We start from the raw sequence: 26,866 nt of genomic DNA on the forward strand, positions 1-26,866 counted from the left end.
CACCTCTTTAAGTTTTCTCTAGATCTCCCTTTATTTGTGCTTTTGTCAGCAGCACCGCCAGCTTCATCGCGCTCGCTTCTCCGATGCCCGGACATTCCGATCTGAACATGTTCCTCACGGTATTGGCCAGATCAAGTCCCGTGAACGACCGGTTTTTCGGTTTTCTGCCGGCCTCCCCCGGTTTGCTCTTGTTCTTCTGCGCTTTATCCGCGGGTTTTGTCTCGGTTATTCCTGTCAACTAATTCTCTCCCCATGTCCCTGTCCAGGTCTCTTCTTTTTATTTTTTCCTTTTTATCGTACAGCCTTTTCCCTTTTGCGATGCCCAGTTCAATCTTCGCGTAATTTCCCAAAAAGTATATCTTTAACGGTATTATCGACAGCCCTTTTTCGGTCGCCCTGCCGGCCAGCTTTTTAATCTCCGTCCTTTTTAAAAGCAGCTTCCTTGTCCTCAGGGGGTTCATATCATCTTTTCCGGCAAATTTGTACGGGCTTACGTGCATACCGTACAGCATCATTTCCCCTTTTTCAGGGCGCGCGAAACTGTCTTTCAGGTTGATGCTTCCCCTCCTGATGGACTTTACTTCGCTCCCGCGGAGCACTATCCCCGCTTCGACGGTCTCTGATATGTCAAAATCGAAGAAAGCCTTGCGGTTTTCCGCGATGATCTTTTTATATCGTGGCATAATTATACACTTTTATTTATTTTCTATCAAGGAAATTATGCTGTCGCGAATTGTCTCTAATTTACCGGCATTGATAGTCTCGCAGGCATTGCAGTTCTCATTTAAATCAACGGGTTTTCCGATGTTCACGCGCACTTCTGCGGGGTTTATAAAAAAGCCCCCTTTTTTCTGGATATTAAAACTTCCGGTTATGCCCACCGGAACGATCTTCGCGCCTGAATCAGCCGCGAGCACGAGGCTTCCCCTCTTGAACTGCCCGAGTTTTCCGTCACGGCTCCTGGTCCCTTCGGGAAAGATAAGCACCGGCTCTCCTTTTTTTACGGTCTCAGCCGTTATTTTCAGCGTGTTATGGGCTTTCTGTCCTTTTTCCCTGTCGATAGAGATATCACCTCTGTTCTTAATATACCATCCGAAAAACGGCACTCTGAACAGCTCTTTTTTTACCAGGAACCTGAAATTTATCGGGAGGGCTGCGATCAGGATCGGGATATCGAAATTGCCCTGGTGGTTTGAGACGATCACTTTTGGCCCGTCAAAGCATAAGTTCTCCTTCCCGGAGACAAAAAGACGTATGCCGGCGATCTTCAATACCGCTCTTGCCCAGGGCCGTGAGATATCTTCAAAGGCCTTTTTTCTGGGGCAACCTAATGTTATGAGAAAAAGCGCTGCGGCGCATCCCAGAAAGAAGGTCGAAACAGCAAAAATAACCGTCAATACCGTTAAAATAACATTTTTTAACATCAGTTAAAATATAGCATAAGAATCATTTGTTTTATAGCGGAAATGTTACCTCCCTGTTTTGTCATGCCATTCCATATTTGACTGAAATTTCCCGGATAAATGCCGATAGATATAAAAGACATATATGCGTACAGAACTGATAGACAAAAAAACCGATATCCGCACGCTCTCGAAAGACGTGATCTCTTCGTATCACGCGACGATCAAAAACAAGCGTTCACCGAAAAAATGCATCTATCTAACTGACACTGAGTGCACGGCTCCCGGAAGTCTTTTTGAAGTCTGCAAGACATGCCCATATGGCTATATTTATTGTTTCGGTGATATCGTAAAAAATGTTTACAGAAAGACAGTCGGATTTACTATCGACCTGCTTAACAAAGAGATCTCGCTCAATTCTATTTTCAAAATAAACGATTAAGCTGTCATTGGTCTTGGCAGACACTTTTTTGGACTTCTTCCTCTGTTGTCAGGCCGTCCTTTGCTTTCTCTATCCCGGCCTCAAAAAGATTTTTTAACGAGGCTGCTTTTTCCAGGGATTTTCTTTCGGCTTTTTTTGAGATCAGGTTCCGTATCTCATCGCTGATAAATATTATCTCGTAGATCCCTGTCCTGCCCTTGAACCCGGTAAAAGAACATTCTCTGCATTTCGGGCACGAAAGCCGGACAAGCCTTTGCCCGATGACACAGGACAAAGAAGATGCTATAAGATAATTTTCTATCCCCATGTCCGTGAGCCGCTCTATCGCTCCTGCCGCCGAATTTGTATGGAGAGTAGAAAACACCAGGTGCCCTGTCATCGCCGCCTGCACGGCGATACGCGCGGTCACTTCATCCCTGATCTCACCTACCATGACGATATCCGGATCCTGCCTCAGTATAGAGCGGAGACCTTTTTCAAATGAATATCCCGTCTTGTAATTTACCTGCGTCTGATTTATGTTCGGGAGCTGATATTCGACGGGATCTTCGATGGCGATGATGTTCTTTTCCGGTGAATTTATCTCGTTCAGGGACGCGTAAAGCGTCGTCGTTTTTCCCGAACCCGTCGGTCCTGTCACAAGCACAAGCCCCTGCGGCCTGTTGATGACCTTTCTATATTTATGCAGGTCCTCCTCCTGCATTCCCAGATCGTCAAGGGTCCTTAAAATACTGTTCCTGTCAAGCAGCCTCAGAACGGTTTTTTCCCCGAATATGACAGGGATCGTCGAGACCCTGATATCGATCTCTTTGCCGCCCATAGAAAGATGCGTTTTCCCGTCCTGGGGAAGGCGCGTCTCGGCGATGTCCAGGTCCACCATGATTTTTACGCGGGAGACGACCGAAGATATCATCGACCTGTGGACAGTCACAGCGTTCTGCAGTATCCCGTCGACACGGAAACGCACCTTCAGATTGTGCTGGGTCGGCTCAAGGTGGATATCGCTTGCACCTATCCCGACCGCTTTTTCTATAAGATCATTTACAAGCGTGGTCGCTCCATTTAAATTCTGCTGCTGAGGATGTTCTTTCTTCATACCTTCCTTTATGATTGAAGCCCAGCAGAGCATGGATATATCCGTGCTCCGACGAAAGCCCCAGGAAATGACACTGGTTTTCCCTGCAGACCTCGATAAAAAGGTCCAAAACGTAAGTGGTTCCGCGTTTATCCTTGAGTTCTTTATAAGACTTAATGGTGAAGACCGGTATTTTATATATTTTCAGCTTCTTATCGGATGAAAAGAATTGTATGATGCTCGGATTTGACATGCTTTTCCCTCCTTTTGAAGAGGTCATGAGCAATTTGCCCGCCATCCTCACCCCTGCGCTTCGCGCTTTCCCCTCTCCATCAAAGATGGAGAGGGGTGCCCGAGCCTGCGAGGGCGGGGTGAGGTGTAGGATTTTTCAACAGTGAGAGGTTATTACAAGCCAAGGGCTTTCTTTGCCGCTGCCCACATTATCTCGACCGGAGCGCCTTTGCCAGTCCAGACCTCGAGGGAAGCCGCGCCCTGGCGCACAAGCATCCCGAGACCTGTGATCGCTTTAGCGCCTTTTGACCTCGCCAGCTTTACAAGCTTTGTTTCTGCCGGATTATAGACAAGATCGTAAACGAAAAGGTCTTTATGAAAAGGGAAATCATCCCCGACCGGACAGGCGTTCACCTTCGGGTACATACCGACAGGAGAAGCATTCACTAAAATATCCGCCGCTGTGATCACCCTTGAAAGTTCCGCGCTGTCTTTTATTAACTGCAGACTGCCAAAATATTTTGACATGTCTTTTATCAGTTTTTCCGCCTTTTGTCTGTCAATATCAAATACCGAGACTTTGGCCGCTTTTTTAAAATAAAGGCCGAATACCAATGCCCTGCACGCGCCGCCTGCTCCAAGGATGACGGCGTTTTTGCCAGATGGATCGATCTTCGCGTCATTTTCAAGAGAATCGATAAAGCCTATTGAGTCGGTATTACATCCGGACAATTTGCCGTTCCGGTTCTTTACGGTATTTACAGCCCCTATGATAGTTGAAGCAGCATCCGTAGAATCGATATATTTGCTTGCCGCTTCTTTGAAGGGTACTGTCACATTGAAGCCTAAAACGTTGCCGAGCCTGAACTTTGATATTTTTTCCGCGAGATCTTTTTCGTCATGCACAAGCATCGCTTCATAATTGCAGTCCAGCCCGAGATATTTTAGCGCGGCATTTTGCATCTGCGGCGAGATGCTGTGCCCGACAGGATTGCCAATAAGATATAGATATTTCATGGCCAAATAAAGTATAACATCGCCGGCCTTTACAGGCAAAGATCAGCGTTTAGGAACAACAATTCATTTACTTAAAAGTGATAATAATATATAATATTCAGACAAAGGAGAATTGCATGAAAAAGCCGAAGATCGCCGTCATTGTCGGCAGTAAAAGTGACCTTCCGAAGATCGAAGCGGGGCTTGCGCTTCTTGATAAATTCGGCATAACACACGAACTGATCATTGCTTCGGCACACAGGACCCCGCAAAAAGTCATGGCTTTTGCAAAGAATGCCGACAAGGACTTTGAGCTGATCATCGCCGGCGCAGGAATGGCGGCGCACCTGCCGGGAATCATCGCTTCATATACGACGCTTCCCGTTATCGGACTTCCGATATCGTCCCAGGCCCTCGGCGGTTTTGACTCTCTATATTCGATAGTACAGATGCCGCCGGGGATCCCTGTCGCGACCGTGGCTGTGGACGGGGCCAAGAACGCGGCTATCCTTGCGGCGCAGATACTCGCGTTGAAGTATCCCGGATTGACCAAGAAACTTAAAGATCTAAAAAAAGAGTTGAAAGTGAAAGGGAAAATCTAGTGCCCGGCAGCTCGTGACCGGTGTCCGGTACAAGTCAAGGGTCACAGGCCGCTAGTCACTTGTCTTTATGAACCTAAACTGGATAGATATTGTCGTTCTCGTTATCCTCGGCTTGACCGTTATCCGCAGCTTTTTGCGCGGCATGATAAGGTCGATCTTTGACATCATCGCTCTCGGGGTCTCCATCTGGCTCGGTTTTATCTGGTACAGGGATGTCTCTCTTTACCTGACAAGCTATATCAAGCTTCCCGGCAATCTGGTCTATACGATCAGTTTTTTGCTTGTATTTATAGGGGTTTATCTTATCACCAGTCTCATAGGCTATCTTTTGCACCGACTGATCGGAAGAGGCTTTCTCGGACCCGTTAATTCTCTTGCCGGAGGCGCTATCGGTTTTGCCAAAGGTATTATCATTGTCTGGATAGCTCTCCAGATCATAATAATATTCCCGCTCCCGCCGAATATTTCGACCCCGTTAAAGACTTCCCAGACATTGAATATTTTAAAGCCTGCGCTTGAGTTCACGGCGCAGACAGTATTCAGGATAATGCCTAAGGATATTCCGACATTTAATGACTTTTTCAAGGACGACAAGCCGGGCAAGAAAAAGGTTATCATAGAGGGGAAAGAAAGGATAAAGCACTAATGAAATATATCATCCTCGTGGGTGACGGGATGCCTGACAGGCCCTTAAAAGAACTCGGCGGCAGTACACCGCTTCAGGCGGCCGAAACTCTCAATATGGATTTAGTCGCGAGTTCCGGAGTTTGCGGGATGGCTAACTTTGTTCCGGGCTCCATGCCTCCAGGCTCTGATGTCGCGAACTTAAGCCTGTTCGGCTACGACCCGTTGAAATATTATACGGGAAGAGGCCCTTTCGAGGCCGCCAGCATGGGAGTGGCGCTTGAAGAGAATGATGTAGCCTTCAGGTGCAACCTCGTGACAATAAAAGACGGGGTCATGGATGACTTCAGCGCCGGCCATGTCACAACTGCCGAAGCAAGGAAGATGGTCCTCGAACTGAACTCCAAACTCTCAAGCGATGAGGTGAAATTTTATCCGGGCGTCAGCTACCGCCACCTTTGCGTTATCAAGAACGGCCCGCGCCAGGCCGAGTGCACGCCGCCGCATGATATCAGCGGCAAAAATATTGGTGCTTATCTTCCGAAAGGCCAGGGAGAATCGCTCTTGAACGAGCTGATGCAGAGGTCCATCCCTTTCCTGCAAAGTTCCGCGGTCAATAAAAAACGCGTAAAAGCCGGGCAGAAGCCCGCGACACAGATCTGGCTTTGGGGACAGGGAGTAAAGCCTTCGATGCCGACCTACGAACAAAAATATAATGTCACGGGCTCGGTCATCACGGCTGTCGACCTGATAAAAGGCATCGGCGTCTATGCGGGCCTCGATGTCATAAATGTGCCGGGCGCCACGGGATACCTGGACACAAATTACAAAGGAAAAGCGGAGTATGCCCTGCAGTCGTTAAAAGTAAAGGATTTTGTCTTTGTCCACGTTGAATCTCCCGACGAGTGCGGCCATAACGGCGACATCAAAGGAAAAATAAAAGCGATAGAGGACTTTGACAAAATGGTAGTGGAAACTATATTAAAGGGCGTCAGGGATTTTAAAGAATGGAGGGTCCTTGTGACAGCGGACCACCCCACCCCGATAGCTATCAAGACTCACGCAAGGGGAATGGTGCCTTTCGCCGTCTGCGGCACGGGCATCGAAAAAGGCGGGATAAAAAAGTTTTCTGAAAAAACCATCGAGAAGAGCAGGATAAAGATCGAAAAGGGATACACGCTTCCGTCAAAGTTCTTTAAGGGGGTATTCTAATGGATAAAATAAAGACCGTCGCGATAATCGGCATGGGCCTCATCGGCGGTTCGCTCGGGATGGCGATAAAAAACAAAGACCTCGCCGAGAAAGTCATCGGGGTAAGCCGCAACGCCGATCATCTGAAAGAAGCAAAAGCAAAAGAAGCGCTTGATGAATTCACTATCGACCCGATCGAAGCCTCCAGGGACGCAGACCTCGTATTTGTGACCACTCCGATCAGGACCATAGTCCCGATAGTGAAAACGATCTTTCCGGTGGTAAAAAAAGGTTGCATAATAACCGATGTGGGATCTTCTAAACTTGAGATAGTCGGGGAACTTGAAAGTATTTCTCCGGAAGGGATATTTTTTATCGGAGGCCATCCTATGGCGGGATCGGAACGCTCCGGGATCAAGGCCGCGACAAAGTTCCTTTTTGAAGGAACGAACTATTGCCTTACTCCGACCGGTAAAACAGACAAAGAAGCTTTAAAAAAACTGATCGCGTTCATAGAAAATTTCGATGTGAGGATATCGGTCATTCCGCCCGACCTGCATGACATCGCCGTGGCGGGGATCAGCCACATGCCGCTCGCTGTCGCGGCCAGCCTTGTCAACATGGTCTGCGACATGAAAGAAGCAAAGACCGAGATGCTGGCCCTTGCCTCTTCCGGGTTCAGGGATACTACCCGCATTGCCGCCGGCAGTGTCGAGATGGGCCGCGACATGTTCACGACCAACAAAAAAGCCGTACTAAAAATGATCAAAGAATTCAAGGCTTCACTCGAAAAGATAGAGGCCGTCATCGAAGAAGGCGACGCCGAAAAGATCACCGCGGAGCTTGAAAAAGCAAAAAAACTAAGGACGGATATGTATGCAGCTTGAGATGTCGCCGGCAAAAAGTATCCGGGGAAAGATCTCTGTCCCGGCCGATAAATCCATTTCTCACCGTTCGATAATGCTGTCTGCTTTATCGGACGGCAAATGCCTCATCGAAAATTTCCTGGAAGCGGAAGACTGTATGAGGACTGTCGAGTGTTTCAGGACAATGGGGATCGGGATCACCAAAGATAAGGACCTAAATAACGCCTATATTGTGGACGGGAAAGGGATGTCGGGACTTTCCGTTCCGAAAGACATCCTTTACGCCGGAAATTCCGGAACTGCGATAAGGCTGATCCTTGGCATACTCGCGGGACAGCCCTTCCAGGCGATGATAACAGGGGACGAATCGATCAAAAAAAGGCCGATGCTGCGCGTCGTGGAGCCGCTCAGAAATATGGGGGCGCGCATCACGGGCAGAGAGAACGGCAACTTTGCCCCCCTCGAGATAAAGGGAGGGAACCTGAGATCTATAGATTATGTCCTTCCGGTCGCAAGCGCCCAGATAAAATCTTCTTTGATGCTCGCTTCCCTTTTTGCCGAGGGTGTGACAAGGATAACCGAACCGGCCGCTTCAAGGGACCATACCGAGAGGATGTTCGGGCATTTCGGGATACCTTTCACAAAAAAAGAAAATACCATCCATATCGGTAAAGTCCAAAATATCAGGCCTGCTTCCGTGTGGATACCAGGGGATATTTCTTCGGCCGCATTTTTTATCGTCGCCGCGCTTATCGTGCCCGGTTCGGAGGTCCTGATCAAAAATGTCGGGTTAAACCCCACAAGGACCGGTATCATCGATGTCCTGCACCGCATGGGCGCAAAGATCGAGATCCAAAATGAAACGATATTATCGGGGGAGCCCCGCGGAGATATCATCGCAAGATCAAGCGATCTGGAAGCCGTTGACCTGTCAGGGAATATTATCCCGCGGATAATCGATGAGATACCGGTGATCGCGGTCGCTGCCGCGTTCGCCGAAGGGGTCACAACTATAAGCGATGCAAGAGAGCTCAGGGTAAAAGAAAGCCACAGGATAGCGGCCTTATCAGGGGAACTAAAAAAGCTCGGCATCAAGGTCGAGGAAAAAGAAGACGGCCTCATCATCCAAGGTAAAAATAAAATAAAAGGGGCGCTCTGCTACAGCCATGGTGATCACAGGATCGCGATGTCGCTCGCTATTGCCGCTCTTGCAGCGGAAGACGATGTTGTCATCGAAGACACGGATTGCATCGCCACTTCTTTCCCGGGATTTGAAAAACTGCTAAAGGGGCTGTCAGGCTGATCAGGATTGCGGGAACGTAAACACCAATTTGTTCGCATGATTGTCCCACGGCATAGGCGTGAACAAAGCTGGTATTCTTACCCTTCCCCTGTCGTCTATTTTGCCGTTGAATACCGGCGAAAAATGTTGTTTCTTGTTGTCTCCCATAAAATAGTATTTTCTTTCAGTTTTTGTACCATCTATTTTTAGGGTTATTACAATCGTTCTTACATCTGAATCCGGGAAAGTCCCTATTTCAGCGCGTAGAACACACTTTTTATTTTTTTCGAGCCTGAGAAATGTTATCGGGCAGGTCAGGGTCTTCCCCTTTTGCCAGGGATTGGGTATGACCAGTTCTATGCTCCTCGCCGGCCCCATCATCTCTGTTTCTATGGGGTTAAAGACTATCTTATGCCGAGTACCAGTATCTCCGGCAGCGGTCATGTAGTCACTGACAAATTTTGCCAGCCTGCTGAGAAATGGCTGTATCTGTCTTTTCATGTTTTTGCGGTTGTTCAGATCAAACTGTCTTTTTTCCTCGTCGCCGTAGTCATATCTTGAAAAACAGGAGCGCTCAGACGCATCAAATGCAAATACTCCAAGTGTATTTTCTTGCGTATCGACAGCCGTAAAATATTGTCCTACAAGATTGTCGGGCCGTGGGATCACAAAACATATATTGCCTGCTGCGACATTCAGGCCGGCAAGAGCGGCTGTCCTTTCAGGGTCTGCGATCCGTACAAGCTCAAGGTCGGTAAAAGGGCCAAGCTTATAAAACGCGGGAAAACCGTATTGAAGCTCGCTCAACTTCATATACGCAATTGCTTTCAGGTAATCCAGATAGTCGGAAAATCTTTGCGGCTCATCCGACAGAGTCTCGGTATTTAATTGGAATGCGCCCTCTTTCTGAATAAAATTTCTAATGACGGAATTCCAGTCAATTATTTCTTGTCTTATCATTTCTGCATACAAGCGGACCCCCACGGTACCCAGAGTAATAAAATGTTCAGGAAGTATGGCCCCTGGAAGAAGCAAGCCCCACCCCTGACCTGTCATGCCTGTTGTTACGAACCTCCTGAACAGATTTTTCATTGCACCGGATTCCACTACCGTATTATATTTATATATCTTGTCCGGCCAGCCTGACCTGTGGACCGTCCCGCTCAACAGATGGACGAGGTCCGTATGATCTATTTGGATATCCTTTCCCTTAAAAGCCGTCTGAAGATTGCTCCATCTGATGATCTCGTTAAGGCCATGCTCGACGATCAAAGGAGTGCTGTCATTAACAGGAACACCACTTCGCCCCATTCTTTTGCAAATATCCCCAGAAATAGTCCGCGCATCCATATCGGTAGTATTGAATGACAACAGCCTTGGAAATGCCTTCCTGAAGATTTTTTGTGAAATCCTACCTGTCATCTGTTACTCCAGTATTTTACCTGATTTAAATTATGTAAATAATTTATTCTGAATATATATCGTTAGATTCTTGCCCCGATTTCAGTTTGGCCCTGGCTACATGATAGAATTATTAGTAATATATATGGCCAATAAGATATGTATCCTTGATGAAATACTTGCTTCAAAGATAGCCGCCGGGGAAGTGGTGGAGCGGCCGGCTTCCGTTGTGAAAGAACTCGTTGAAAACTCGATAGACGCAGGGGCCAAAAGAATAGACATCGAGGTCCACAACGGCGGGAAAAGCCTCATCAGGGTGACCGATGACGGCTCCGGTATGAACAAAGAGGATGCTTTGCTTTCGCTGGAGCGCCACGCAACATCAAAGATAAGCAGTATCGACGACCTCTTTAATATTTCGACCCTCGGCTTTCGCGGGGAAGCCCTTCCTTCTGTCAGCGCCATCTCAAGGCTGGAACTGCTGACAAATGACGGGACTTCCGGAACAAAAATCTCTGTTGAAGGCGGGAAGATGATAGAGAAAAAAGAAACCGGTTGTCCGAAAGGAACTTCAATAATTGTAAAAGATCTGTTCTTCAACACTCCGGCAAGAATGAAATATATGAGATCCGATCAGACCGAACAAAATCATATAACCGATATTGTTTCGAAATTCGTCATGTCCAGCCCGTCGATCGCATTTAAACTTATATCGAACGGTAAAGAGATCATCTCTTCTTCAGGCAACGGAGACCTTCTTGATGCGATATCGAGCGTATACGGCCCGGCCTTTGCAAAGGATCTTCTGGCTTTGGGCCGTGAGGACATAACGGGTTACATCAGCAAGCCTGCCGTGACAAAATTCAACAAAGAATACCAGCTGTTCTTTGTGAACGGCAGATATATTAAAAACTATCTCATATCAAAAGCCGTCGAGAACGCGTACAGCAATTTGATACCAAAAGACCGGCATCCCGTGGCAATACTGTTCATCAGGATCGACCCGGATGAAATCGATGTCAATGTCCATCCGGCAAAAAAAGAAATAAAATTTGAAAAGACAAAAGATGTGATGGGAAGTGTCTTTGAAGCCGTGAAGGATGCTTTGATAGATATTTCTCCCGCAAAACTTATCTCAACACCTTATATCCCTGATAAAAAAAGATGGACATCTGAGATGCAGAGGGTATGGATCGAAGAGCCGATAATGATCTCCGGCGGCGGAACAGTATTAAGCCCGACTCTAAGCAGGCCCGGAAATCTGATCGATGCTGATCTGTTGTCAGAAAATGCCGTCGAGTCCCAAGATCAGGTTCCCTATCCCATCGCGCAGCTCGCCAATACCTATATAATCTGCGTTGACGGAAGCGACCTGATCCTCATTGACCAGCATGCCGCGCATGAGCGGATATTATATGAAAAGCTGAGGTCTTCAAAAAGCGACGGGAAAAACTCCCAGGTCTGCCTGATACCCGAAGTGATCGAACTTGGAATAAAAGAGTTCTCCCTTATCGAGGGTAGTATCAACATCTTAAAAGAGATCGGATTTGACATAGAGGTCTTCGGCAAGAATTGTTTAAGGATAAAAGGTATTCCGTCGGACACTACCGGAATAAATATAAAAGGGGCCGTCTCTGACATTGCCCTGCAGCTTGAGGAAGACGGAAAGACAAAAAAGACGGAAGAAGTAAAAGATAAGATACTTAAACTTGTCGCATGCCATGGCGCCATTAAGGCGGGAGACCCGCTGGAGCGGAAAGAAATGCAGGCGCTTATCAAAGACCTTTATTCCACGACAAATCCTTCCACCTGTCCCCACGGAAGACCGAGTATCGTAAAGATCGAAAGGACAAAGATCGCCTCTTTCTTTGACAGGAACAAATGATCAGACAGCTGTATGTGAACATCTCCGCGCGGCTTATACATTTTGTCATGAGGGCCGTGAACAGGACCTTGAAAGTAAAGATCTGCGGCCTTGAGAACATCAAGGATAATGCCCTGTATGCGGTCTGGCACCAAAGCACTTTTGTGATGTTCGATGCGAACCCCTTTAAGAACATGGTCGTCCTCACCGCAAAAGGGTCGCGCGGGGATATTTTTACAAAAGCTGTCGAGCCGTACGGCAACAAAATAGTGCGCGTCCCCTATGATGAGAACAAAAAAGAATCCGCGGTCGCAACTGTCCAGCTTTTAAACTGCCTTGAGGAAGGCTGTAATATCGTCATCGCCGTTGACGGGCCCAAAGGCCCTTTGTTCGAGGTAAAGCCCGGGATATTTTTCCTCTCTCAAAGATCGAATAAGAAAATCATCCCCGTCGGATTTGCCGCGTCACAAAAGATCACCGCGCGCCTGCGCTGGGATAAATATATTATCCCTCTCCCGTACGGCAAAGCAGTGATCTATCTGGACGATTCTTATGTGAATGACAAAGACCCCGAAAGCCTTAAAAAGGCTATGTTTGCCGCGCAAAAAAAAGCTGAGGAGATCCTGCGGAATTTGACATGACCTCATATTTCTTGTTATAGTCAAAAATTGTTATGTGCTAAGGAGATTTAATTGGACAAAACACTTGTAATAGTCGAGTCACCTGCAAAGGCAAAAACACTCGAGAAGTTCCTCGGGACAGGATACAGCGTTAGGGCAAGCGGCGGCCACGTGAGGGACCTGCCGGTAAAATCGCTCGGAGTCGATATTGAAAAAGACTTCCAGCCGGATTATGTCACTATCAAGGGAAAAGAAAAGATCATAAAAGAACTGAAGTCCGCCGCTTCTTCTGCCAAAATGGTCCTTCTGGCTCCCGACCCTGACCGTGAAGGTGAAGCCATCGCCTGGCACCTTTCATATCTTATCGACGGAAAAACAAAGATCAAAAGGATAGAGTTCCACGAGATAACAAAAGACGCCGTGCAGAACGCCGTAAAGCACCCGAGACTCATCGACATGGACCGCGTGAACGCCCAGCAGGCCAGGCGTATTTTAGACAGGCTTGTGGGATACAAGCTCAGCCCGCTTCTTTGGAAAAAAGTCCAGAAAGGCCTGAGCGCCGGGCGCGTGCAGTCCGTGGCAGTCCGCCTTATATGCGAAAGGGAAAGCCTGGTCATGCGCTTTGTCCCGGAAGAATTCTGGAAGGTCACTGCCGAGCTTTCCAAAAAGACAAAAGAGACTTTCAGCTCTCTGCTTAATTCAAAGGCCGGATCTCCGCTGACCGTGAAGAACAAGGACCAGGCCGATGCCGTGCTCGCTTCCCTGAACGGAGCAAGCTTCAAAGTCAAAGAAGTCAGGAAAAAAGAACAGAACAAAAATCCCTACGCGCCGTTCATAACAAGTTCGCTCCAGCAGGACGCAAGCAGGAAGTTCGGTTACCCGGCAAAAAGGACGATGAGCGTCGCGCAGAGGCTTTATGAAGGCATAGATCTCAAGGACGAAGGCCACACGGGTCTTATTACCTATATGAGGACGGATTCGACAAGAATTTCCGATGTCGCGATCGCCGAGGTGCGTAAATATATCACCGATACTTTCGGCCAAAAATATCTGCCGGGATCTCCAAAAATATACAAGTCCAAAAAACGGATGCAGGACGCCCATGAAGCGATCCGCCCCACGTCGGTAAAAATGACGCCCGAAAAAGTAAAAGCGGCGCTGACACCGGAGCAATTCAAGCTTTACGAGCTGATCTGGAAGCGGTTCGTTGCATCCCAAATGGAAAGCGCCCTGATGGACATGACCTCCGTTGATATCGAAGCAAAAGATTATATCTTCAGGTCAACGGGAAGCGTGATGAAATTTGACGGGTTCATGGTGCTGTACGAAGAATCAAAGGACGAAGTGGAAGAAAAAGAAGGAACACTTCCGCAGCTTTCGCAGGGAGAGGCGCTTGACCTGGTAAAGCTCAGCCCGACGCAGCATTTCACCCAGCCGCCGCCGCGCTATACGGAGGCATCGCTTGTAAAAGAACTTGAGGAAAAAGGGATCGGCCGGCCGAGCACGTACGCCCCTATTATTTCGACGATAATCGACCGCGGTTATGTTATCAGGGACGGGAGAACTTTAAAGCCCACCGAGCTAGGAATAATCACGAACGGCCTGCTTGTAAAACATTTTCCCGTCATACTGGACCTGAAGTTCACGGCCAAGATGGAGGACGAGCTGGACGATATCGCGGAAGGAAAGATGAAGCTCCTGGACACTCTCGAGGAATTTTACAGCCCTTTCAAGACTTCGCTTGAAAAAGCCGAAAAAGAAATGACAAAGGTAAAGCTTGAAGAAAAGACCGACGAGGTCTGCGAAAAATGCGGAAAACCGATGGTGGTGAGGCAAAGCCGTTTCGGGGCTTTTCTGGCCTGCACGGGTTTTCCTAAATGTAAAAGCACGAAAGACCTTCCCAAAAAGGGTGAAGCGCCGATTGACACTGATGAAAAGTGCCCGAAATGCGGATCCCCCATGGAGGTAAAAAGAAGCAGGTTCGGCACGTTCCTTGCCTGCACAAAATATCCAAAATGCAAGACAACCGTTTCCATCCAGAAAAAGACCGGCGTCACTTGCCCCGAAAAGGACTGCGGCGGCGAGATAGTGGAGCGCCGCTCCAAAAAGGGAAGGACATTTTTTTCCTGCAATAATTATCCAAAATGCAGGTTCGCCGTATGGAACAAACCCCTAAAAGAGAACTGCCCTACTTGCGGTGCTTTCCTTGTTGAAAAACGCCTGAAAGGCGGGACCACTCATGAATGCTCCAAGAAATGCGGCTATTCAATAGAAGTCTGAGATGAAAACTATAAAAAGACCCCACGAGATGAAGCGCATTACAAGATCGTTGAGGGAAAAAGACACGAAGGTAGGTTTTGTCCCCACGATGGGCGCACTTCATGAAGGCCATCTTCAGCTTGTCAGGAAAGCCAAAAAACACAGCGACGTTGTCATTGTAAGCATATTTGTGAACCCCACCCAGTTCGGCCCGAAAGAAGACTACAAAAGATATCCGCGTGATCTAAAAAGGGATATATCTTTACTGCTGAATGAAAAAGTTGATATGCTTTTTGTCCCGGATGTCAGCGATATGTATCCGCAAGGACATAAATCATCCGTCAAAGTCGGGGAACTCGGGAATAAACTCTGCGGCAAGTCGCGTCCCGGCCATTTCAACGGTGTTGCAACGATCGTTAAGAAATTCTTGAATATAATAAACCCCCATAAGCTTTTTCTCGGGGCCAAGGACTTCCAGCAGCAGGTGATAATCAGGAAAATGATAAAAGACCTTGATCTCGGGGTCGATGTGGTGACGGTCCCGACTGTAAGGGAAAAAGACGGACTGGCAAAAAGCTCGAGGAACAGATATCTTTCGGCAAAAGAACGGCATTCAGCGGCCGCGCTTTCAAGGTCTTTGACCCTGGCAAAAAGTCTAGTTAAAAAGGGTCAAAGAGACCCCAATAAAATAATTTCCGATATGAAAGCCTTGATACTCAAAGAATCCTGCACAAGGATCGACTATATATCGATATGCGATCCGGATACTTTGGAAAAACAGAACATTGTCAAGCGCCCTGCCCTTATTGCTCTCGCAGTATTCGTCGGCAAGACAAGGCTGATCGACAATCTCCTGATAAAATAGCTGCTTGATACCTGCACCGGATGAAGTCGTAGTGTTGGAAATTTCCACACCTCACCCCGCCCTCGCAAGCTCGGGCACCCCTCTCCATCGAAGATGGAGAGGGGAAAGCGACCCGCCGAAGGCGGGGAGCAGGGGTGAGGATGGCGGCCAAATTGCTCGTCCCCCCTTGATGAAAAGAGGTTTTACGCTGATAGAAATGCTGATCACCATTTCGGTCATCGCTATCCTGATGGGGGCATCGATCACCGGAATAACAACAATGACGAAGAAGGCCTCTTTGGACAATGCCGTTCGCCAGCTTGAAAGTGATCTTTACCTCGCAAAACAGAAAGCCATGTCAAACGGGAGCTCCTGCCGGCTGACCTGCGGTACTGACCGTTATGTTGTCGAAGTTCTTGATATCATCTCCGATCACTACTCGCTGATCAAGAATACCGCGCTTGGCCAAAGCCTGGCATTTAAGAACAGATGTACCTTCACGTTCTCTTCGAACGGTTTTCCTGTGCCGGGCTACTTTGGGACGGCAACGGTGCAAAGTGCGGACGGCAGGGATAAAAAAGTGGTCGTCTCTTCCGTCGGGAGGATACGGATAGAATGAACACCTCTGACCGGTCCGGCCTCACGCTCATCGAGATATTGACCGCGAGCTTCATATTCATCCTGTTTTTGTCCTGTTTTCTTGTGCTTTTCAAGTCCCTGTCCCGCGGATTTTTACATATTTCTTGTGATGACCGCAAGATACTTTCCGCGGCCGGCATCCTGGAATCTATGGAAGCAGCAGCCTTCGATGATATCAGAAGCTCTCCCGATATTGAAGTGTCCGATATTTCATCCGACCTGAAAACAATGCGCGTAAGGCTTGGAAGGATAGAGCTTTTTACATTAAGGTCAAAATACTGATGGCACGTGCTGACAAGGGCTTTACATTGATAGAGCTGATCACCGCGGCTTCACTGTCGTTTGTGGTCGTTTCTTCGTTATTTTATTTCTTGCTGCCTCTTCTTGGCTGGCAGAGAAGCGCACACAATATGGAAAATGGCCTTCACAGCTGCCTGTCGGCAATACAAACGATGTCCGCCGAGATCAGGTCTTCAAAAGGAGTGAGCAGCCTTTCCACAAAAGACAGGCTCATCATTACATTTGACACTTATACGATATCGTTTGACCTTGCCGCGGGAAAAGTGAGGAGGACAAAAGGAGCAACTTCTCAATACCTGACAGCGGACGGATCAATAACGGGGCTTCAGTTCTTTTATCCTGCACCTCACCGTGTCATCCTAAATTTGCAGCCATCTTTTTTACGTTATTCTCTGACCAGTGAAGCCTGTTGCAGAAATGAATAATATAAATAACAAAAAAGGGTATATTCTTCCCGTTTCAATATTTATGATCTTCCTGCTGCTCTCCGTAGGAGTGTCTGCTGCCGGACTCCTGGTCACCGCAAATAACATTAAGTCTGACTTCCTGCGCGGAACAAAAGTATTCTATCTTTCCGAAGCCGGCATCGAAACCGCAAAATCGAGGATCGCTTCAAGCGAAGGATGGGCAACGGACGAGCCTCACGCTGAAAACGATAAAAAATGGCTGCTGGCTTCTTCAAAAGGAGAGATTTCGCTTTTTGGCGAAGGCGGGTTCAAGATCGTGAAGGAGAAAAACAAAAACGTCATCTATTCTGTCGGATTTATCGGAAGCGATATCTTAAAGAGCCGATATTATTCTTTTCAAAGGCTGGATTATGAATTGCCGTTCAAACAAAAACATTGGGAGGAATTGTAGTAGTTGGCGGGTTTGAAATCCGCCCCTTCAAGATCATACATTGAATCTGAAGTTTAAAATGTCCCCATCCTCGACTGTATAATCCCTGCCCTTCAGGTAAAATTTTCCTGCCTCTTTGAGCTTTGCTTCCGAACCCGCGGTGATAAAATCAGTGTATTTCATCATCTCTGCGCGGACAAATCCCTTTTCTATATCTGAATGGATGGTTCTTCCGGCTTCGGGCGCGCTGGAACCTGATTTTACCGGCCATGCCCTGACTTCGTCTTCGCCTACAGTAAAAAACGAGATCAGCCCGAGACCAGAATAGACCGTCCTTGTCATTTTATCGACAGCCGGCTCTTCGATCCCGAGTTCTTTCATGAACTCTTGTCTGTCTGATTCTTTCAGCCTCCCGATTTCCTCTTCAAGTTCGGCACACAGGAACACGGAAAACATTGAATATTTCTCTGTCAGGGTCTTCTCGAGCCCCTCATCCTTTTTCTGCCCCTCTTCCAAATTGACGGCGCAGATGACCGGCTTAATTGTGAGGAACTGATAGATCGACAGAAGGATGTTTTCATCTTTGTTGGCAGTTATTCCTCTTAGCGGCTTGCCCTCATCTGTCAGGTGCTTGCATCTTAAAAGAAGATTTTTCTCTTTCTCTTTTTCTTCGGAAAATTTCTTTTTCTGTTCCTTTTCGATCGCTTCAAGCCTTTTTTCTATCAGGACCATGTCTGAAATCACAAGTTCGGAGACAAAATGGTCTATATCCTCTTTTGCGGTCGATGCTTTCTGGACCCAGCATATCTCGTCAGCATTTTTCAATTCGTTGAGCACCAGTATCTTCGCCGGGCCCTGGAGATTGAAATCGGGGAGAAGGCTGTATTCGATCTTTGCGAATGTTGTTTTTTTGGGGGTATACATCTTTGAAAGGACCGTAATGCGGGGGTCTTTGACCTCGCAGATGCCTTTTTGGACCTCAAGCGGCTTTAAATCGACGGTCTCAAGAGGAATGCCTGTCAGGACACTGAACAATTGCCTCTGCCCAGAAAATGGAAGTCCGGTTATGACCGCTTTCATGTTTTCATTCTAACATCTGCGCAGGGCGTATTGTTCTCCTATGGTTTTGGGGATATCCATTCTCTTATCCCGTCCCATGTTGCCAGATTGACGTCTTCCGGCATAATTGTCGAAACATTCACGCTTTTTGTTACGACCGGCTTCACTCTTGCTCCGGGCAAAAGCCAGCTTTTCTTCCATGTCTCATCCGGATACATGACCGTCGCAGGTATATCTAATGCCTGTGCAACATGAGCAGCGCCATTTTCCGTTGTCACAAGCCAGGAACATCTTTCTACCGCCGCTGCCAGCCTGTCCGGGGTCGGCGTACCCATGCCAATAAATCTTTGACCGAAATCTTTTGTGTATTCCGTCAACAACCGCCAGATCTCTTCCTCTGTTTCACCAACGAGCGCCATATACTTTACCGGTCTTCCTGCAACAAGCCCATTTCCTTCTCGATTTAATAACGATTCAAATTGTTTTATAATTTCCGCATATTTTTTGATCGGCCATACATTGTTCATTCCGCCGATATTAATGCCGAGTATAAAATCGTTTTTGCTAAAGCCGTTTAATTCTAAAGAATTTGAAATGGCTTGCCGGTCTTTATCCGTCGACCAGACTTCCGGCTTATGATCGGCTCCTGTTATTCCGAATGGCTCTAGATACCTAAGGTAGTGGAGACCTGCATATTCGCCAAAATACGGCATCCCGCCGGAGGACTTGATCGTAGCATCGAACAGATAAGGCTGCCCTTCTAAAGGAGGGTGATCCCGCAACTTCCGGGAGATAACATGTTGGGAATAGTAATAGCCTATGTTATGGTCAAAATATACCGCATGATTGACCGCAAGGTCGCAAAGCCAGTTCTCCGACAGCAGCGTTACGATTGCCGTGTCATACATTTCACTTCTGATGTCCATTTCTGTTTTGGCATCGAACATTGAACTTGTCTTGACATCTTCCGGTAATACCGTATGGACTTTTACCCCGAAAGGATTATGCTGATAAAAAGTCGCTTCTTCCTCTCTCACGACAACTCCAATCCTGCTGTCTGGGAAATTTTTCCTGAGCGCCCTTAAAACGGGATTAAAACAGATCCTGCCGCCGAGTGACGGCACCTTCAGGAAAACGAGTGTGTTCGGGGAATATTTTAGGATACCTGCCGGCATAAATACCTCTGTTTATATATCGTAAGATCCGGGCAGGGATTTCAGGCGGAATAAGGTGTTTCAAAAACTCCGGATATTTTCTGCGGAGCTAGCATTTCATCCGTAGTGCCATCACCGGCTATCGAACCGTTCTTTAGAAAGATTATCCTGGTGCAGTATTTTTTTGCAAGACCGATATCGTGAAAGACCGCGATCACTGTCTTGTCTTTTAATCTTTTTAACAGTTCCAGTATCTCGATCTGGTATCTGATGTCCAGATGCGCGGTGGGTTCGTCCAGAAGCAATATCTTAGCACCCTGCGCTAGGCTTCTTGCGATGATGACCCTCTGATACTCGCCTCCGCTCAGGGCGGTTACATCCCTGTCCTTCATTTCAAGAAGGCCTGTCATTATTTCCGCTTCTCTTATCGCGTCAAAATCATTCTGCTTATAAGAGGAGAACGCATCGACATGTGGCATCCTGCCCATCGAGATGATCTCTTCGACGGTGAAACCAGATGCCGGCTCCGACAGCTGCGGCACGTAAGAGATGTCCTTTGCGATCTCTTTTCTGTTCATCTGCCTTATGTCCCTGCCTGATATCGATATCTCGCCGTCCAGGACGGGAATAGTTCTTATCAAAGCCCTGAGCAACGTCGTCTTGCCGGAACCGTTAGGTCCAAGGATGCCGACGAACTCCCCTTCCCCGGCAGAAAAAGAAATGCCCTCCAATGCTTTTTTTGATCTGTATCCGCAAGAAATATTTTTTACTTCGAGCTTCATCAGCTTCTCCTCAACAAATAAATGAAGAATGGTGCCCCAAGCATCGCGCATACTATACCTACCGGAATTTCAGAGGGTATCATTATCACTCTCGAGATGATATCGGCGAGCACCATAAGGACGGCGCCGGCCAGGGCGCTAGCCGGTATCAGATAAGAATTGTTGGAACCAGAGATAAGCCTCATCATATGCGGCACGATCAATCCGATAAAACCTATCATTCCGCAAAGGGATACGGCCACTCCGGTCATCAGTGACGCGATTATCAAAAGGATGTTCCTCGACCGCATCACGTCCACCCCGAGAGAAAGGGCTTCCTCGTCTCCGAGCGCAAGCGCGTTCAGGTCCCTGGAATAGATCATGGCGGCGATGATCCCCGCCAAAGCCGCATAAAATGCCAGATGGACAGAGGCCCAGTTAGCCGCGGAAAAACTTCCCAGGATCCAGAAAAAGATCGACTGCAGTCTGTCGGAAAAGATCACCATAAATGATAATATTGCCGACAAAAGCGAAGACACCGCGACGCCGGCTAATATCAGTGTCTGGGGTTTTATCTCGCCCGCGACTTTTGACGCGTGATAGATTATAAATACGCCGGCCACCGCGCCCAGGAAAGCGAACGCGGACACATAGTACAACGGCAGCAGCAGTATTATCGCCGCGGCAGCGGCGACGCTTCCGCCGGCCGATATTCCCAGGATATACGGGTCGCACAGAGGATTTTTCAGGGAAGACTGAAGTATAGCGCCGGAAACCGCCAGCATCGCGCCCACAAGGGCCGCCAGGATGACCCGCGGCAATCTTATCTGCCACAGTATGAACGAGAACGGGGCTTTCATGTCAAAAGGATTTATTCCGACCGCCCCTACAAGCACTCCGAGGACGATGACCGCGCAAAGCGCCGCGGTCAGGAACAGCATCAACATATAATACTTTTGTTTCATTTCTGTTCCCGCTTCTGTATAAAAGAAGTGATAAGGTCAAGCGCTGTCATCAGCCTCGGGGACGGCCTTGTTATTATGTCGGAATCTATCAAAAGCATGTTGTTCTCTTTCACGGCTTTGATGATCCTCCATTTTGGGCTGGTCTTTAGTCTTGTTATTTCGTCTTTTGCTTTGCCGGCAATAATAAGAAAATCGGGGTCCTGTTCGATCAATTCTTCAAAGTTCATTATGGGGTATTTAACGCCCATTTGAGAGGCGATGTTCACTCCTCCGGCAAGAGTTATCAGGTCGTCTATAAAGGTGCCGTTGCCGGCAGTTATCAGCGGATTATGCCAGAGCATGACAAAGACCTTCGGCTTGACGCGCGATCTGTTTTGAGTTGATATTTTATATATCTCGTTCTGCATCTTTTTTGAAAGGTCGCGCGCTTCTTTTTTGTTCCCGGTCGCCTGCCCTAAAATGTTTATCGAGTAGATCAGGCCGGGCAGGGTCTGCGGGTTTATTACGAACACGGGAAGATGCATCCGCCTGAGCCTTTCAACATCGTTTTTTTGCGCGTCACCCAGCATCACTATGAGGTCCGGGTTCAGGGAGATTATCTGTTCGATGTTCAGGTCCGCGCCGCCTATCTTTTTGATCTTTCTCGCCTCGGGCGGGTAGTTGCATTGTGATGTCACGCCGATGATCCTGTCCTTCAGCCCCAGTGCAAAGAGGATCTCCGTATTGCTGGGCATCGTGGAAATTATCCTTACAGGCCTGTGGACCGCGGTGTACGGCTCTCCGCTTTCATCGATCACGACCGCCGACCTGAACGGTTTTTCGAGTATTTTTTGGGGTTTCTCGACGGTTTTAGCTCCGCATCCGGAAAATACCGAAAGAATAAGAAGTGCCGATATTATTTTTGTTTTCATTTGCCGTAACTGATATTATATCAGGGAAGCTAAAATTTCGGGTAGTCGGGTTTTGCTTCGGAGTCCACCATCCCCATAGAGATCAGGTCGGACATGCTTTTCAGTATCTTTCTCGGCCTGTTCTCGCCCTCCGGCTGTGATACCACGCCGGCATCCGTAAGCTCGTCCATCAGCCTTGCCGCCCTGTTGTATCCTATCCTCATCCTTCTCTGCAGGTGAGAGGTCGACCCCTGTCCGCTTTCGATTATTATCCGCGCCGCTTCGGCGAACAGTTCATCCCTTTCGGCTGCCCCCGCCTGGCCGGAAGATCTTTCACCGTTAAATTTTAAGTTCAATATCTCTTCGGAATATTCCGGAGACGCCTGATCCCTGACAAAACTGACGATGCGCTCGATCTCGTCATCGCTTACAAAAGAGCCCTGGACCCTTGTAGGCTTCATGGCGCCTATCGGCGAGTAGAGCATGTCGCCCCTGCCGAGAAGTTTTTCGGCGCCGCTCATGTCAAGTATCACGCGGGAATCTATCTGCGTCGCTACCGCGAACGAGATCCTCGACGGTATGTTCGCCTTGATCAGGCCGGTTATGACATCAACGGACGGCCTTTGCGTTGCCACGACAAGGTGGATACCCGTAGCGCGGGCCATCTGCGCGATACGGCAGATCGTCGTCTCGACCTCAGATGCCGCGACCATCATCAGGTCCGCGAGCTCGTCTATTATCACCACGATATAGGGGAGCCTTTCCGGGATGAATTCGTCCTCTTTTCCGCTCTCTTCGTATCTGTCAACTTTTTTATTGAACCCGTCGATGTTCCTCACGCCGGCGTTGAAAAATTCCTTGTACCTCCGCTCCATCTCCCTCACGACCCACTCTTTAAGCGTGACGGCGGCTTTTTTCGGATCGGTGACGACCGGCGCCATCAAGTGCGGGATGTTCGAGTAATTTGTCAGCTCGACCATCTTGGGGTCGATCATGATGAATTTTACTTCGTCGGGACGCGCGCGCAGAAGGATGCTTACTATCAATGAATTGATCGCGACACTTTTCCCCGAACCGGTAGTGCCGGCGATCAGAAGATGCGGCATTTTTGAAAGGTCCCCGAATATCGGCGCTCCTGCGATGTCTTTGCCTATGCCTATCAATAGTTTTGAAGTGTTCTGCGCGAATTCATTTGTCCTTGCTATTTCCCCTAGATGCACGGGCGTTACGGTCATGTTCGGCACTTCGATCCCGACAACGGATTTGCCGAGTATCGGAGCTTCCATCCTCACCCCGCCGGAAGCGAGGTTTAGGGCGATATCATCCGCGAGATTCGCGATCTTGCTTACCTTCACTCCGGGTTCCGGCTGGACCTCGAACCGCGTGACCGCCGGGCCTATACTGATGTTCATCACATTGGCGCCGACACCGAAGCTCCTGAGGACCCTTTCAAGGTCGGTCTTTCTCTGCTGCATAAGTTCCCTGAGCTTCTGGGCCCGCTGTTTTTCTTTTTCGGTCATCGTGTTCAAAAGCTCAAGGGAAGGAAGCTTGTAGGAATGCCTTTTATATTTTTTCACGGGCCGTTCCGCGGCCGTGCCGAGATCTATTTTTTCCTCCTGCCTTGGTTCGGCGCTGTCTTCTCTTGTCCTCATCTCTTTAATAAGCGGGAGCTGCGCCTGGATGGAGCTTTTATCCTCGCCGTAGGAAGCGTGATCTATTATGGGCACGTCCTGGTTCACTCTTCTCGGCTTTTTCTTCATATCGTTTTTTTTGGATCTTATCATGTCTACAATATCAAGAAAGGCATCTATCGTGGTTATGTTGAATATGAGGACCAGGGATATTATCAACATCGCCGACAGAATGATGACCGTGCCTACCGAACCGAGGAGCCTTATGAAAACGTAATTAGTGAAATACCCCGCCCATCCACCGCCGCCGGCCACGATCTCGTGGACCTTTAGATAGTATTTAGGGAAAAAGAACTGCGAAGTGGTTATAAAAGTCATGAACAAAAGACAGAATCCCGTGATCCTCACTTTCAGGGAGCGCGGCTCCTGCCTTGTCAGCATCACCGCTCCTATGAGCGTCAGAAAAAGCGGTAGGAATACTATGCCGAAACCGAAAGTCTTTTCGAGAAGCCATTTCACCAGATAGATCCCCAGCAGGCCCGTCCATTTAGGAGATGTCGTGGATGATACAGTGCAAAAGAGTATATAGATCGCGGACGCGATAAGGAGGATCCCGGCCGCTGTGTGGCGGTGCCCCTGGATCTCCCTATCTTCTGTCTTTTTGGCTGCCAAATCTTTTCTCCATCAGGACCAGGATAGGGCTCGCGATGAATATCGAGGAATATGCTCCGAGCGTGAAGCCTATCAGAAGGGTAAGTGCAAAGTCCTTTATCGTGGTCCCGCCGAACACAAGGAGACAGACGTTCATGAACAGCACGGTAAGCACCGTGTTGATCGACCTGGCCATGGTCTGGTTGATGCTCTCGTTCACGACGCCGACAAAATCCGTCCTGCCTTTTTTCGGCTTCAGCATGTTCTCTCTTATCCGGTCAAATATCACTATCGTATCGTTTATCGAATAACCGAGTATGGTGAGTATTGCCGCGATAAAAGGCGAATCGACCGTCCTGAACAGCAGAGCTATCAGCCCGATGGTTATAAAAGCATCGTGCCACAGAGCGATGGTCGCGGCCACGGCATATTTGAATTCGAACCTGAAAGAAACGTATATCAGGATGCCGATCGTCGCAAGAAGCAGTGCCCAAAAAGCCTGGGTGCGGAGCTCATTCCCGATAACCGGGCCTATTGTATCGGCCTCAAGAAGTTCTATCGGTCCGAACTCCTTCTGCAGTTCTTCGATCATTTTTGATCTGGTCTCGTTCTCAAGGGGTTCCGTTCTGACCGTAAGGTCGTTTTCGCCTGTCAGCTGGATCACGTTCTCCCTGAAATTGAAGGTCTCAAGGACCTTCCTCACATCACCCAGATGCCCTGCGATAGCCGCTTTTTGTTCAAACCTCAGGGTAAGGATGGTCCCCCCGGTAAAATCTATGCCGAAGTTCATGGGCCTTCCCCTGAACATCATATTAGTGGCAATGCCGAAAACACCGAGCAGGATCAAAATTGCCGAAAGAGTGAACCAAAGTTTGGTCTTTTCAATTATCTTCATTTTTTGCCGAATCCCCTGTAGAGCATGCCGCTTTTAGGGTCAGTGACCAGCTTCCAGTCGATCATCAGGTCCATCAGGAACCTTGTCAGCAATATTGCCGTGAACATGCTGACGATGATACCGACACAGAGCGTCACGGCAAAGCCTTTGATCGTGCCCGTACCGAAAAAGAAGAGCATGCCCGCCGCGATCACCGTCGTCACGTTAGAATCGAGTATCGCCGCGAAAGCCCTGTGAAAGCTTGTGTCGATCGCCATGCGCAGGTCTTTTCCGGACTGGAGCTCTTCTTTGAGCCTTTCAAATATTATGACGTTTGCATCGACCGCCATGCCGATAGACAGTAAAAATCCCGCGATGCCGGGAAGCGTAAGGGTAGTCCGCAGAACGGACAATACAGCCAGAGTAAAAAAGAAATAGAACACCAGAGAAAGATCGGCAAGAAGACCGGGGAAACGATAGTACGCGATCATAAATACGATTATCGCAATGATCCCGACAAGACCGGCGAACTTGCTTTTATCAAGTGAATCCCTTCCGAGCGTCGGGCCTACGATCTTTGTCTCAAGTATCTTTATAGGAACAGGCAGCGACCCGCCCCTGAGCTGGACGACCAGGTCCTGGACCTGTTCGATCGTGAAACTCCCGGATATCTGGGCCCTTCCTGAAGGTATCGGCTCTCTCACGCTCGGGGCGGAAATTATTTTTTTGTCGAGAAGGATCGCGATCGGCTTGCCCACATTCCTCTCCGTCACGTTGGCAAACGTACCGGCTCCTTTGGCGTTGAACTCAATGTCTACATTGGGATTCCCGAATTCATCCACCCCGGGCCAGGATCCTTTAAGATCGGCGCCCGTCAGGACCGTGCCTTTTAATATGATGGGCCTTTCGCTTATGATCCTTCCGTCCCTTCTGTCGATATATTTGTCGATCCTTGCACCTTTACCGTAGACCTGCTCCACTTTTGAAGGGGAAAGCACTGATTCATCGCCCGGAGCCCATTCGGCTTCCGCGAATTCAAGAAGTGCTGTCTCTCCAAGTACTTTTATGGCGTGTTCAGGGTCTTTTATCCCGGGAAGCTCAAGCACTATCTGGTTCGATCCCTTTTTTTGGATCATCGGTTCCGTCACGCCCAGAGCGTCGATCCTATTCCGTATAACAGCCATCACTCCGGAAACGGCCTCGTCACCGGCTTTATAATCTTTGGTCGACTGAGCTTCAAGTACCAGTCTCGTGCCTCCCTGGATATCCAGGCCTAATATAAGAGGAAATTTATATGCGATGAAAGCCGCTGCCGCGACAAGGACCAACAGAGAAAGGACTTTAAGCTTTGTTAAATTTTCACCCATGTTTGCTGTTTTGATTATAGCAAAATTAAGTGAAATTT

At 48.4% G+C, this 26,866-nt stretch carries 29 protein-coding genes; 14 read left to right on the forward strand and 15 right to left on the reverse strand.

Features of this window, described 5'->3' with window-relative positions:
* Positions 1–7 precede the first annotated feature (7 nt).
* From NTZ10_05080 to NTZ10_05090, 3 genes are read right to left on the reverse strand one after another with little or no spacing between them, the layout of a single operon-like run.
* Positions 8–238 (reverse strand): hypothetical protein, encoded by a 231-nt coding sequence (locus tag NTZ10_05080; protein ID MCX5749596.1) that lies wholly within the window; start codon positions 236–238, stop codon positions 8–10.
* Positions 204–683 (reverse strand): SsrA-binding protein SmpB, encoded by a 480-nt coding sequence (smpB, locus tag NTZ10_05085; GenBank protein ID MCX5749597.1) that lies wholly within the window; start codon positions 681–683, stop codon positions 204–206. Before smpB ends, NTZ10_05080 begins: the two co-directional genes overlap by 35 nt.
* Before the next feature lie 12 nt (positions 684–695).
* Positions 696–1,424 carry a lysophospholipid acyltransferase family protein gene (locus NTZ10_05090; protein ID MCX5749598.1) on the reverse strand — a complete coding sequence of 243 codons (729 nt, stop codon included), beginning with the start codon at positions 1,422–1,424 and terminating at the stop codon, positions 696–698.
* Between the two features lie 124 nt (positions 1,425–1,548).
* On the opposite strand from NTZ10_05090, the gene NTZ10_05095 reads away from it, so the two are divergent.
* Positions 1,549–1,845 carry a hypothetical protein gene (locus NTZ10_05095; protein ID MCX5749599.1) on the forward strand — a complete coding sequence of 99 codons (297 nt, stop codon included), beginning with the start codon at positions 1,549–1,551 and terminating at the stop codon, positions 1,843–1,845.
* 4 nt (positions 1,846–1,849) lie between these two features.
* On the opposite strand, the gene NTZ10_05100 is transcribed toward NTZ10_05095, so the two are convergent.
* From NTZ10_05100 to aroE, 3 genes are all read right to left on the reverse strand, one after another.
* A complete protein-coding gene (locus NTZ10_05100; GenBank protein MCX5749600.1) occupies positions 1,850–2,941 on the reverse strand; it encodes a GspE/PulE family protein in 1,092 nt (363 codons plus the stop codon).
* Positions 2,883–3,173: a hypothetical protein gene (locus NTZ10_05105; GenBank protein MCX5749601.1), complete on the reverse strand. Its 291-nt coding sequence runs from the start codon at positions 3,171–3,173 to the stop codon at positions 2,883–2,885. The genes NTZ10_05100 and NTZ10_05105 overlap by 59 nt, the downstream gene beginning before the upstream one ends.
* Positions 3,174–3,325: 152 nt before the next feature.
* A complete protein-coding gene (aroE, locus tag NTZ10_05110; protein ID MCX5749602.1) occupies positions 3,326–4,168 on the reverse strand; it encodes a shikimate dehydrogenase in 843 nt (280 codons plus the stop codon).
* Between the two features lie 116 nt (positions 4,169–4,284).
* On the opposite strand from aroE, the gene purE reads away from it, so the two are divergent.
* The 5 genes from purE to aroA all read left to right on the forward strand — a co-directional run bounded on the left by purE (position 4,285) and on the right by aroA (position 8,733).
* Entirely contained in the window at positions 4,285–4,749 is a 465-nt protein-coding gene (gene purE / locus NTZ10_05115) for a 5-(carboxyamino)imidazole ribonucleotide mutase (protein MCX5749603.1), read from the forward strand.
* A 67-nt stretch (positions 4,750–4,816) separates the two neighbouring features.
* Positions 4,817–5,395 carry a CvpA family protein gene (locus NTZ10_05120; protein ID MCX5749604.1) on the forward strand — a complete coding sequence of 193 codons (579 nt, stop codon included), beginning with the start codon at positions 4,817–4,819 and terminating at the stop codon, positions 5,393–5,395.
* A complete protein-coding gene (locus NTZ10_05125) occupies positions 5,395–6,585 on the forward strand; it encodes a cofactor-independent phosphoglycerate mutase (protein ID MCX5749605.1) in 1,191 nt (396 codons plus the stop codon). The genes NTZ10_05120 and NTZ10_05125 overlap by 1 nt, the downstream gene beginning before the upstream one ends.
* On the forward strand, positions 6,585–7,451 hold the full coding sequence (locus tag NTZ10_05130) for a prephenate dehydrogenase/arogenate dehydrogenase family protein (protein MCX5749606.1): 867 nt from the start codon (positions 6,585–6,587) through the stop codon (positions 7,449–7,451). Before NTZ10_05125 ends, NTZ10_05130 begins: the two co-directional genes overlap by 1 nt.
* Positions 7,441–8,733, forward strand: coding sequence for a 3-phosphoshikimate 1-carboxyvinyltransferase (gene aroA / locus NTZ10_05135; protein ID MCX5749607.1), 1,293 nt, complete (start codon positions 7,441–7,443; stop codon positions 8,731–8,733). Before NTZ10_05130 ends, aroA begins: the two co-directional genes overlap by 11 nt.
* On the opposite strand, the gene NTZ10_05140 is transcribed toward aroA, so the two are convergent.
* Complete coding sequence (locus tag NTZ10_05140; GenBank protein MCX5749608.1) at positions 8,734–10,023, reverse strand: hypothetical protein; 1,290 nt, start codon at positions 10,021–10,023, stop codon at positions 8,734–8,736. It lies immediately after the preceding gene.
* Between the two features lie 235 nt (positions 10,024–10,258).
* Here NTZ10_05140 and mutL point away from each other — a divergent pair, with 235 nt between their 5' ends.
* From mutL to NTZ10_05180, 8 genes are all read left to right on the forward strand, one after another.
* Positions 10,259–11,998 (forward strand): DNA mismatch repair endonuclease MutL, encoded by a 1,740-nt coding sequence (gene mutL / locus NTZ10_05145; GenBank protein ID MCX5749609.1) that lies wholly within the window; start codon positions 10,259–10,261, stop codon positions 11,996–11,998.
* Positions 11,995–12,618 carry a DUF374 domain-containing protein gene (locus tag NTZ10_05150; protein ID MCX5749610.1) on the forward strand — a complete coding sequence of 208 codons (624 nt, stop codon included), beginning with the start codon at positions 11,995–11,997 and terminating at the stop codon, positions 12,616–12,618. The genes mutL and NTZ10_05150 overlap by 4 nt, the downstream gene beginning before the upstream one ends.
* Before the next feature lie 51 nt (positions 12,619–12,669).
* On the forward strand, positions 12,670–14,877 hold the full coding sequence (gene topA / locus NTZ10_05155) for a type I DNA topoisomerase (protein MCX5749611.1): 2,208 nt from the start codon (positions 12,670–12,672) through the stop codon (positions 14,875–14,877).
* A gap of 1 nt (position 14,878) precedes the next feature.
* The gene (gene panC, locus NTZ10_05160) at positions 14,879–15,721 is read left to right on the forward strand and encodes a pantoate--beta-alanine ligase (GenBank protein ID MCX5749612.1); all 843 of its coding nucleotides are present in this window, start codon (positions 14,879–14,881) and stop codon (positions 15,719–15,721) included.
* 169 nt (positions 15,722–15,890) lie between these two features.
* Positions 15,891–16,319: a GspH/FimT family protein gene (locus tag NTZ10_05165; GenBank protein ID MCX5749613.1), complete on the forward strand. Its 429-nt coding sequence runs from the start codon at positions 15,891–15,893 to the stop codon at positions 16,317–16,319.
* Positions 16,316–16,621: a hypothetical protein gene (locus tag NTZ10_05170; GenBank protein MCX5749614.1), complete on the forward strand. Its 306-nt coding sequence runs from the start codon at positions 16,316–16,318 to the stop codon at positions 16,619–16,621. Before NTZ10_05165 ends, NTZ10_05170 begins: the two co-directional genes overlap by 4 nt.
* The gene (locus NTZ10_05175; GenBank protein ID MCX5749615.1) at positions 16,621–17,064 is read left to right on the forward strand and encodes a hypothetical protein; all 444 of its coding nucleotides are present in this window, start codon (positions 16,621–16,623) and stop codon (positions 17,062–17,064) included. Before NTZ10_05170 ends, NTZ10_05175 begins: the two co-directional genes overlap by 1 nt.
* Positions 17,057–17,497, forward strand: coding sequence for a hypothetical protein (locus NTZ10_05180; protein MCX5749616.1), 441 nt, complete (start codon positions 17,057–17,059; stop codon positions 17,495–17,497). The genes NTZ10_05175 and NTZ10_05180 overlap by 8 nt, the downstream gene beginning before the upstream one ends.
* A 33-nt stretch (positions 17,498–17,530) precedes the next feature.
* Here NTZ10_05180 and NTZ10_05185 read toward each other — a convergent pair whose 3' ends face one another.
* From NTZ10_05185 to secD, 8 genes are read right to left on the reverse strand one after another with little or no spacing between them, the layout of a single operon-like run.
* Positions 17,531–18,556, reverse strand: a complete 1,026-nt coding sequence (locus NTZ10_05185; GenBank protein ID MCX5749617.1) for a DUF933 domain-containing protein — start codon at positions 18,554–18,556, stop codon at positions 17,531–17,533.
* A 38-nt stretch (positions 18,557–18,594) separates the two neighbouring features.
* Positions 18,595–19,710: a hypothetical protein gene (locus NTZ10_05190; protein MCX5749618.1), complete on the reverse strand. Its 1,116-nt coding sequence runs from the start codon at positions 19,708–19,710 to the stop codon at positions 18,595–18,597.
* A gap of 41 nt (positions 19,711–19,751) precedes the next feature.
* Complete coding sequence (locus tag NTZ10_05195) at positions 19,752–20,471, reverse strand: ABC transporter ATP-binding protein (GenBank protein MCX5749619.1); 720 nt, start codon at positions 20,469–20,471, stop codon at positions 19,752–19,754.
* Complete coding sequence (locus NTZ10_05200; protein MCX5749620.1) at positions 20,471–21,415, reverse strand: iron ABC transporter permease; 945 nt, start codon at positions 21,413–21,415, stop codon at positions 20,471–20,473. Before NTZ10_05200 ends, NTZ10_05195 begins: the two co-directional genes overlap by 1 nt.
* Positions 21,412–22,326, reverse strand: a complete 915-nt coding sequence (locus NTZ10_05205; protein MCX5749621.1) for a cobalamin-binding protein — start codon at positions 22,324–22,326, stop codon at positions 21,412–21,414. The genes NTZ10_05200 and NTZ10_05205 overlap by 4 nt, the downstream gene beginning before the upstream one ends.
* A gap of 29 nt (positions 22,327–22,355) precedes the next feature.
* Complete coding sequence (locus tag NTZ10_05210; GenBank protein MCX5749622.1) at positions 22,356–24,608, reverse strand: DNA translocase FtsK 4TM domain-containing protein; 2,253 nt, start codon at positions 24,606–24,608, stop codon at positions 22,356–22,358.
* Positions 24,583–25,482 carry a protein translocase subunit SecF gene (secF, locus tag NTZ10_05215; GenBank protein MCX5749623.1) on the reverse strand — a complete coding sequence of 300 codons (900 nt, stop codon included), beginning with the start codon at positions 25,480–25,482 and terminating at the stop codon, positions 24,583–24,585. Before secF ends, NTZ10_05210 begins: the two co-directional genes overlap by 26 nt.
* Positions 25,479–26,828, reverse strand: a complete 1,350-nt coding sequence (gene secD, locus NTZ10_05220) for a protein translocase subunit SecD (GenBank protein MCX5749624.1) — start codon at positions 26,826–26,828, stop codon at positions 25,479–25,481. Before secD ends, secF begins: the two co-directional genes overlap by 4 nt.
* Positions 26,829–26,866 lie beyond the last annotated feature (38 nt).

The sequence above is a fragment of the Candidatus Saganbacteria bacterium genome, from assembly GCA_026387835.1.
Classification (GTDB): domain Bacteria; phylum Margulisbacteria; class WOR-1; order JAKLHX01; family JAKLHX01; genus JAPLKZ01.

Excerpts from the sequence above, each read along its gene's own strand:
- smpB (MCX5749597.1), bottom strand. The coding sequence starts at position 683 with ATGCCACGATATAAAAAGATCATCGCGGAAAACCGCAAGGCTTTCTTC.
- NTZ10_05090 (MCX5749598.1), bottom strand. The coding sequence starts at position 1,424 with ATGTTAAAAAATGTTATTTTAACGGTATTGACGGTTATTTTTGCTGTT.
- NTZ10_05095 (MCX5749599.1), top strand. The coding sequence starts at position 1,549 with ATGCGTACAGAACTGATAGACAAAAAAACCGATATCCGCACGCTCTCG.
- NTZ10_05100 (MCX5749600.1), bottom strand. The coding sequence starts at position 2,941 with ATGAAGAAAGAACATCCTCAGCAGCAGAATTTAAATGGAGCGACCACG.
- NTZ10_05105 (MCX5749601.1), bottom strand. The coding sequence starts at position 3,173 with ATGTCAAATCCGAGCATCATACAATTCTTTTCATCCGATAAGAAGCTG.
- aroE (MCX5749602.1), bottom strand. The coding sequence starts at position 4,168 with ATGAAATATCTATATCTTATTGGCAATCCTGTCGGGCACAGCATCTCG.
- purE (MCX5749603.1), top strand. The coding sequence starts at position 4,285 with ATGAAAAAGCCGAAGATCGCCGTCATTGTCGGCAGTAAAAGTGACCTT.
- NTZ10_05120 (MCX5749604.1), top strand. The coding sequence starts at position 4,817 with ATGAACCTAAACTGGATAGATATTGTCGTTCTCGTTATCCTCGGCTTG.
- NTZ10_05125 (MCX5749605.1), top strand. The coding sequence starts at position 5,395 with ATGAAATATATCATCCTCGTGGGTGACGGGATGCCTGACAGGCCCTTA.
- NTZ10_05130 (MCX5749606.1), top strand. The coding sequence starts at position 6,585 with ATGGATAAAATAAAGACCGTCGCGATAATCGGCATGGGCCTCATCGGC.
- aroA (MCX5749607.1), top strand. The coding sequence starts at position 7,441 with ATGCAGCTTGAGATGTCGCCGGCAAAAAGTATCCGGGGAAAGATCTCT.
- NTZ10_05140 (MCX5749608.1), bottom strand. The coding sequence starts at position 10,023 with ATGGGGCGAAGTGGTGTTCCTGTTAATGACAGCACTCCTTTGATCGTC.
- mutL (MCX5749609.1), top strand. The coding sequence starts at position 10,259 with ATGGCCAATAAGATATGTATCCTTGATGAAATACTTGCTTCAAAGATA.
- NTZ10_05150 (MCX5749610.1), top strand. The coding sequence starts at position 11,995 with ATGATCAGACAGCTGTATGTGAACATCTCCGCGCGGCTTATACATTTT.
- panC (MCX5749612.1), top strand. The coding sequence starts at position 14,879 with ATGAAAACTATAAAAAGACCCCACGAGATGAAGCGCATTACAAGATCG.
- NTZ10_05165 (MCX5749613.1), top strand. The coding sequence starts at position 15,891 with ATGAAAAGAGGTTTTACGCTGATAGAAATGCTGATCACCATTTCGGTC.
- NTZ10_05170 (MCX5749614.1), top strand. The coding sequence starts at position 16,316 with ATGAACACCTCTGACCGGTCCGGCCTCACGCTCATCGAGATATTGACC.
- NTZ10_05175 (MCX5749615.1), top strand. The coding sequence starts at position 16,621 with ATGGCACGTGCTGACAAGGGCTTTACATTGATAGAGCTGATCACCGCG.
- NTZ10_05180 (MCX5749616.1), top strand. The coding sequence starts at position 17,057 with ATGAATAATATAAATAACAAAAAAGGGTATATTCTTCCCGTTTCAATA.
- NTZ10_05185 (MCX5749617.1), bottom strand. The coding sequence starts at position 18,556 with ATGAAAGCGGTCATAACCGGACTTCCATTTTCTGGGCAGAGGCAATTG.
- NTZ10_05190 (MCX5749618.1), bottom strand. The coding sequence starts at position 19,710 with ATGCCGGCAGGTATCCTAAAATATTCCCCGAACACACTCGTTTTCCTG.
- NTZ10_05195 (MCX5749619.1), bottom strand. The coding sequence starts at position 20,471 with ATGAAGCTCGAAGTAAAAAATATTTCTTGCGGATACAGATCAAAAAAA.
- NTZ10_05200 (MCX5749620.1), bottom strand. The coding sequence starts at position 21,415 with ATGAAACAAAAGTATTATATGTTGATGCTGTTCCTGACCGCGGCGCTT.
- NTZ10_05205 (MCX5749621.1), bottom strand. The coding sequence starts at position 22,326 with ATGAAAACAAAAATAATATCGGCACTTCTTATTCTTTCGGTATTTTCC.
- secF (MCX5749623.1), bottom strand. The coding sequence starts at position 25,482 with ATGAAGATAATTGAAAAGACCAAACTTTGGTTCACTCTTTCGGCAATT.
- secD (MCX5749624.1), bottom strand. The coding sequence starts at position 26,828 with ATGGGTGAAAATTTAACAAAGCTTAAAGTCCTTTCTCTGTTGGTCCTT.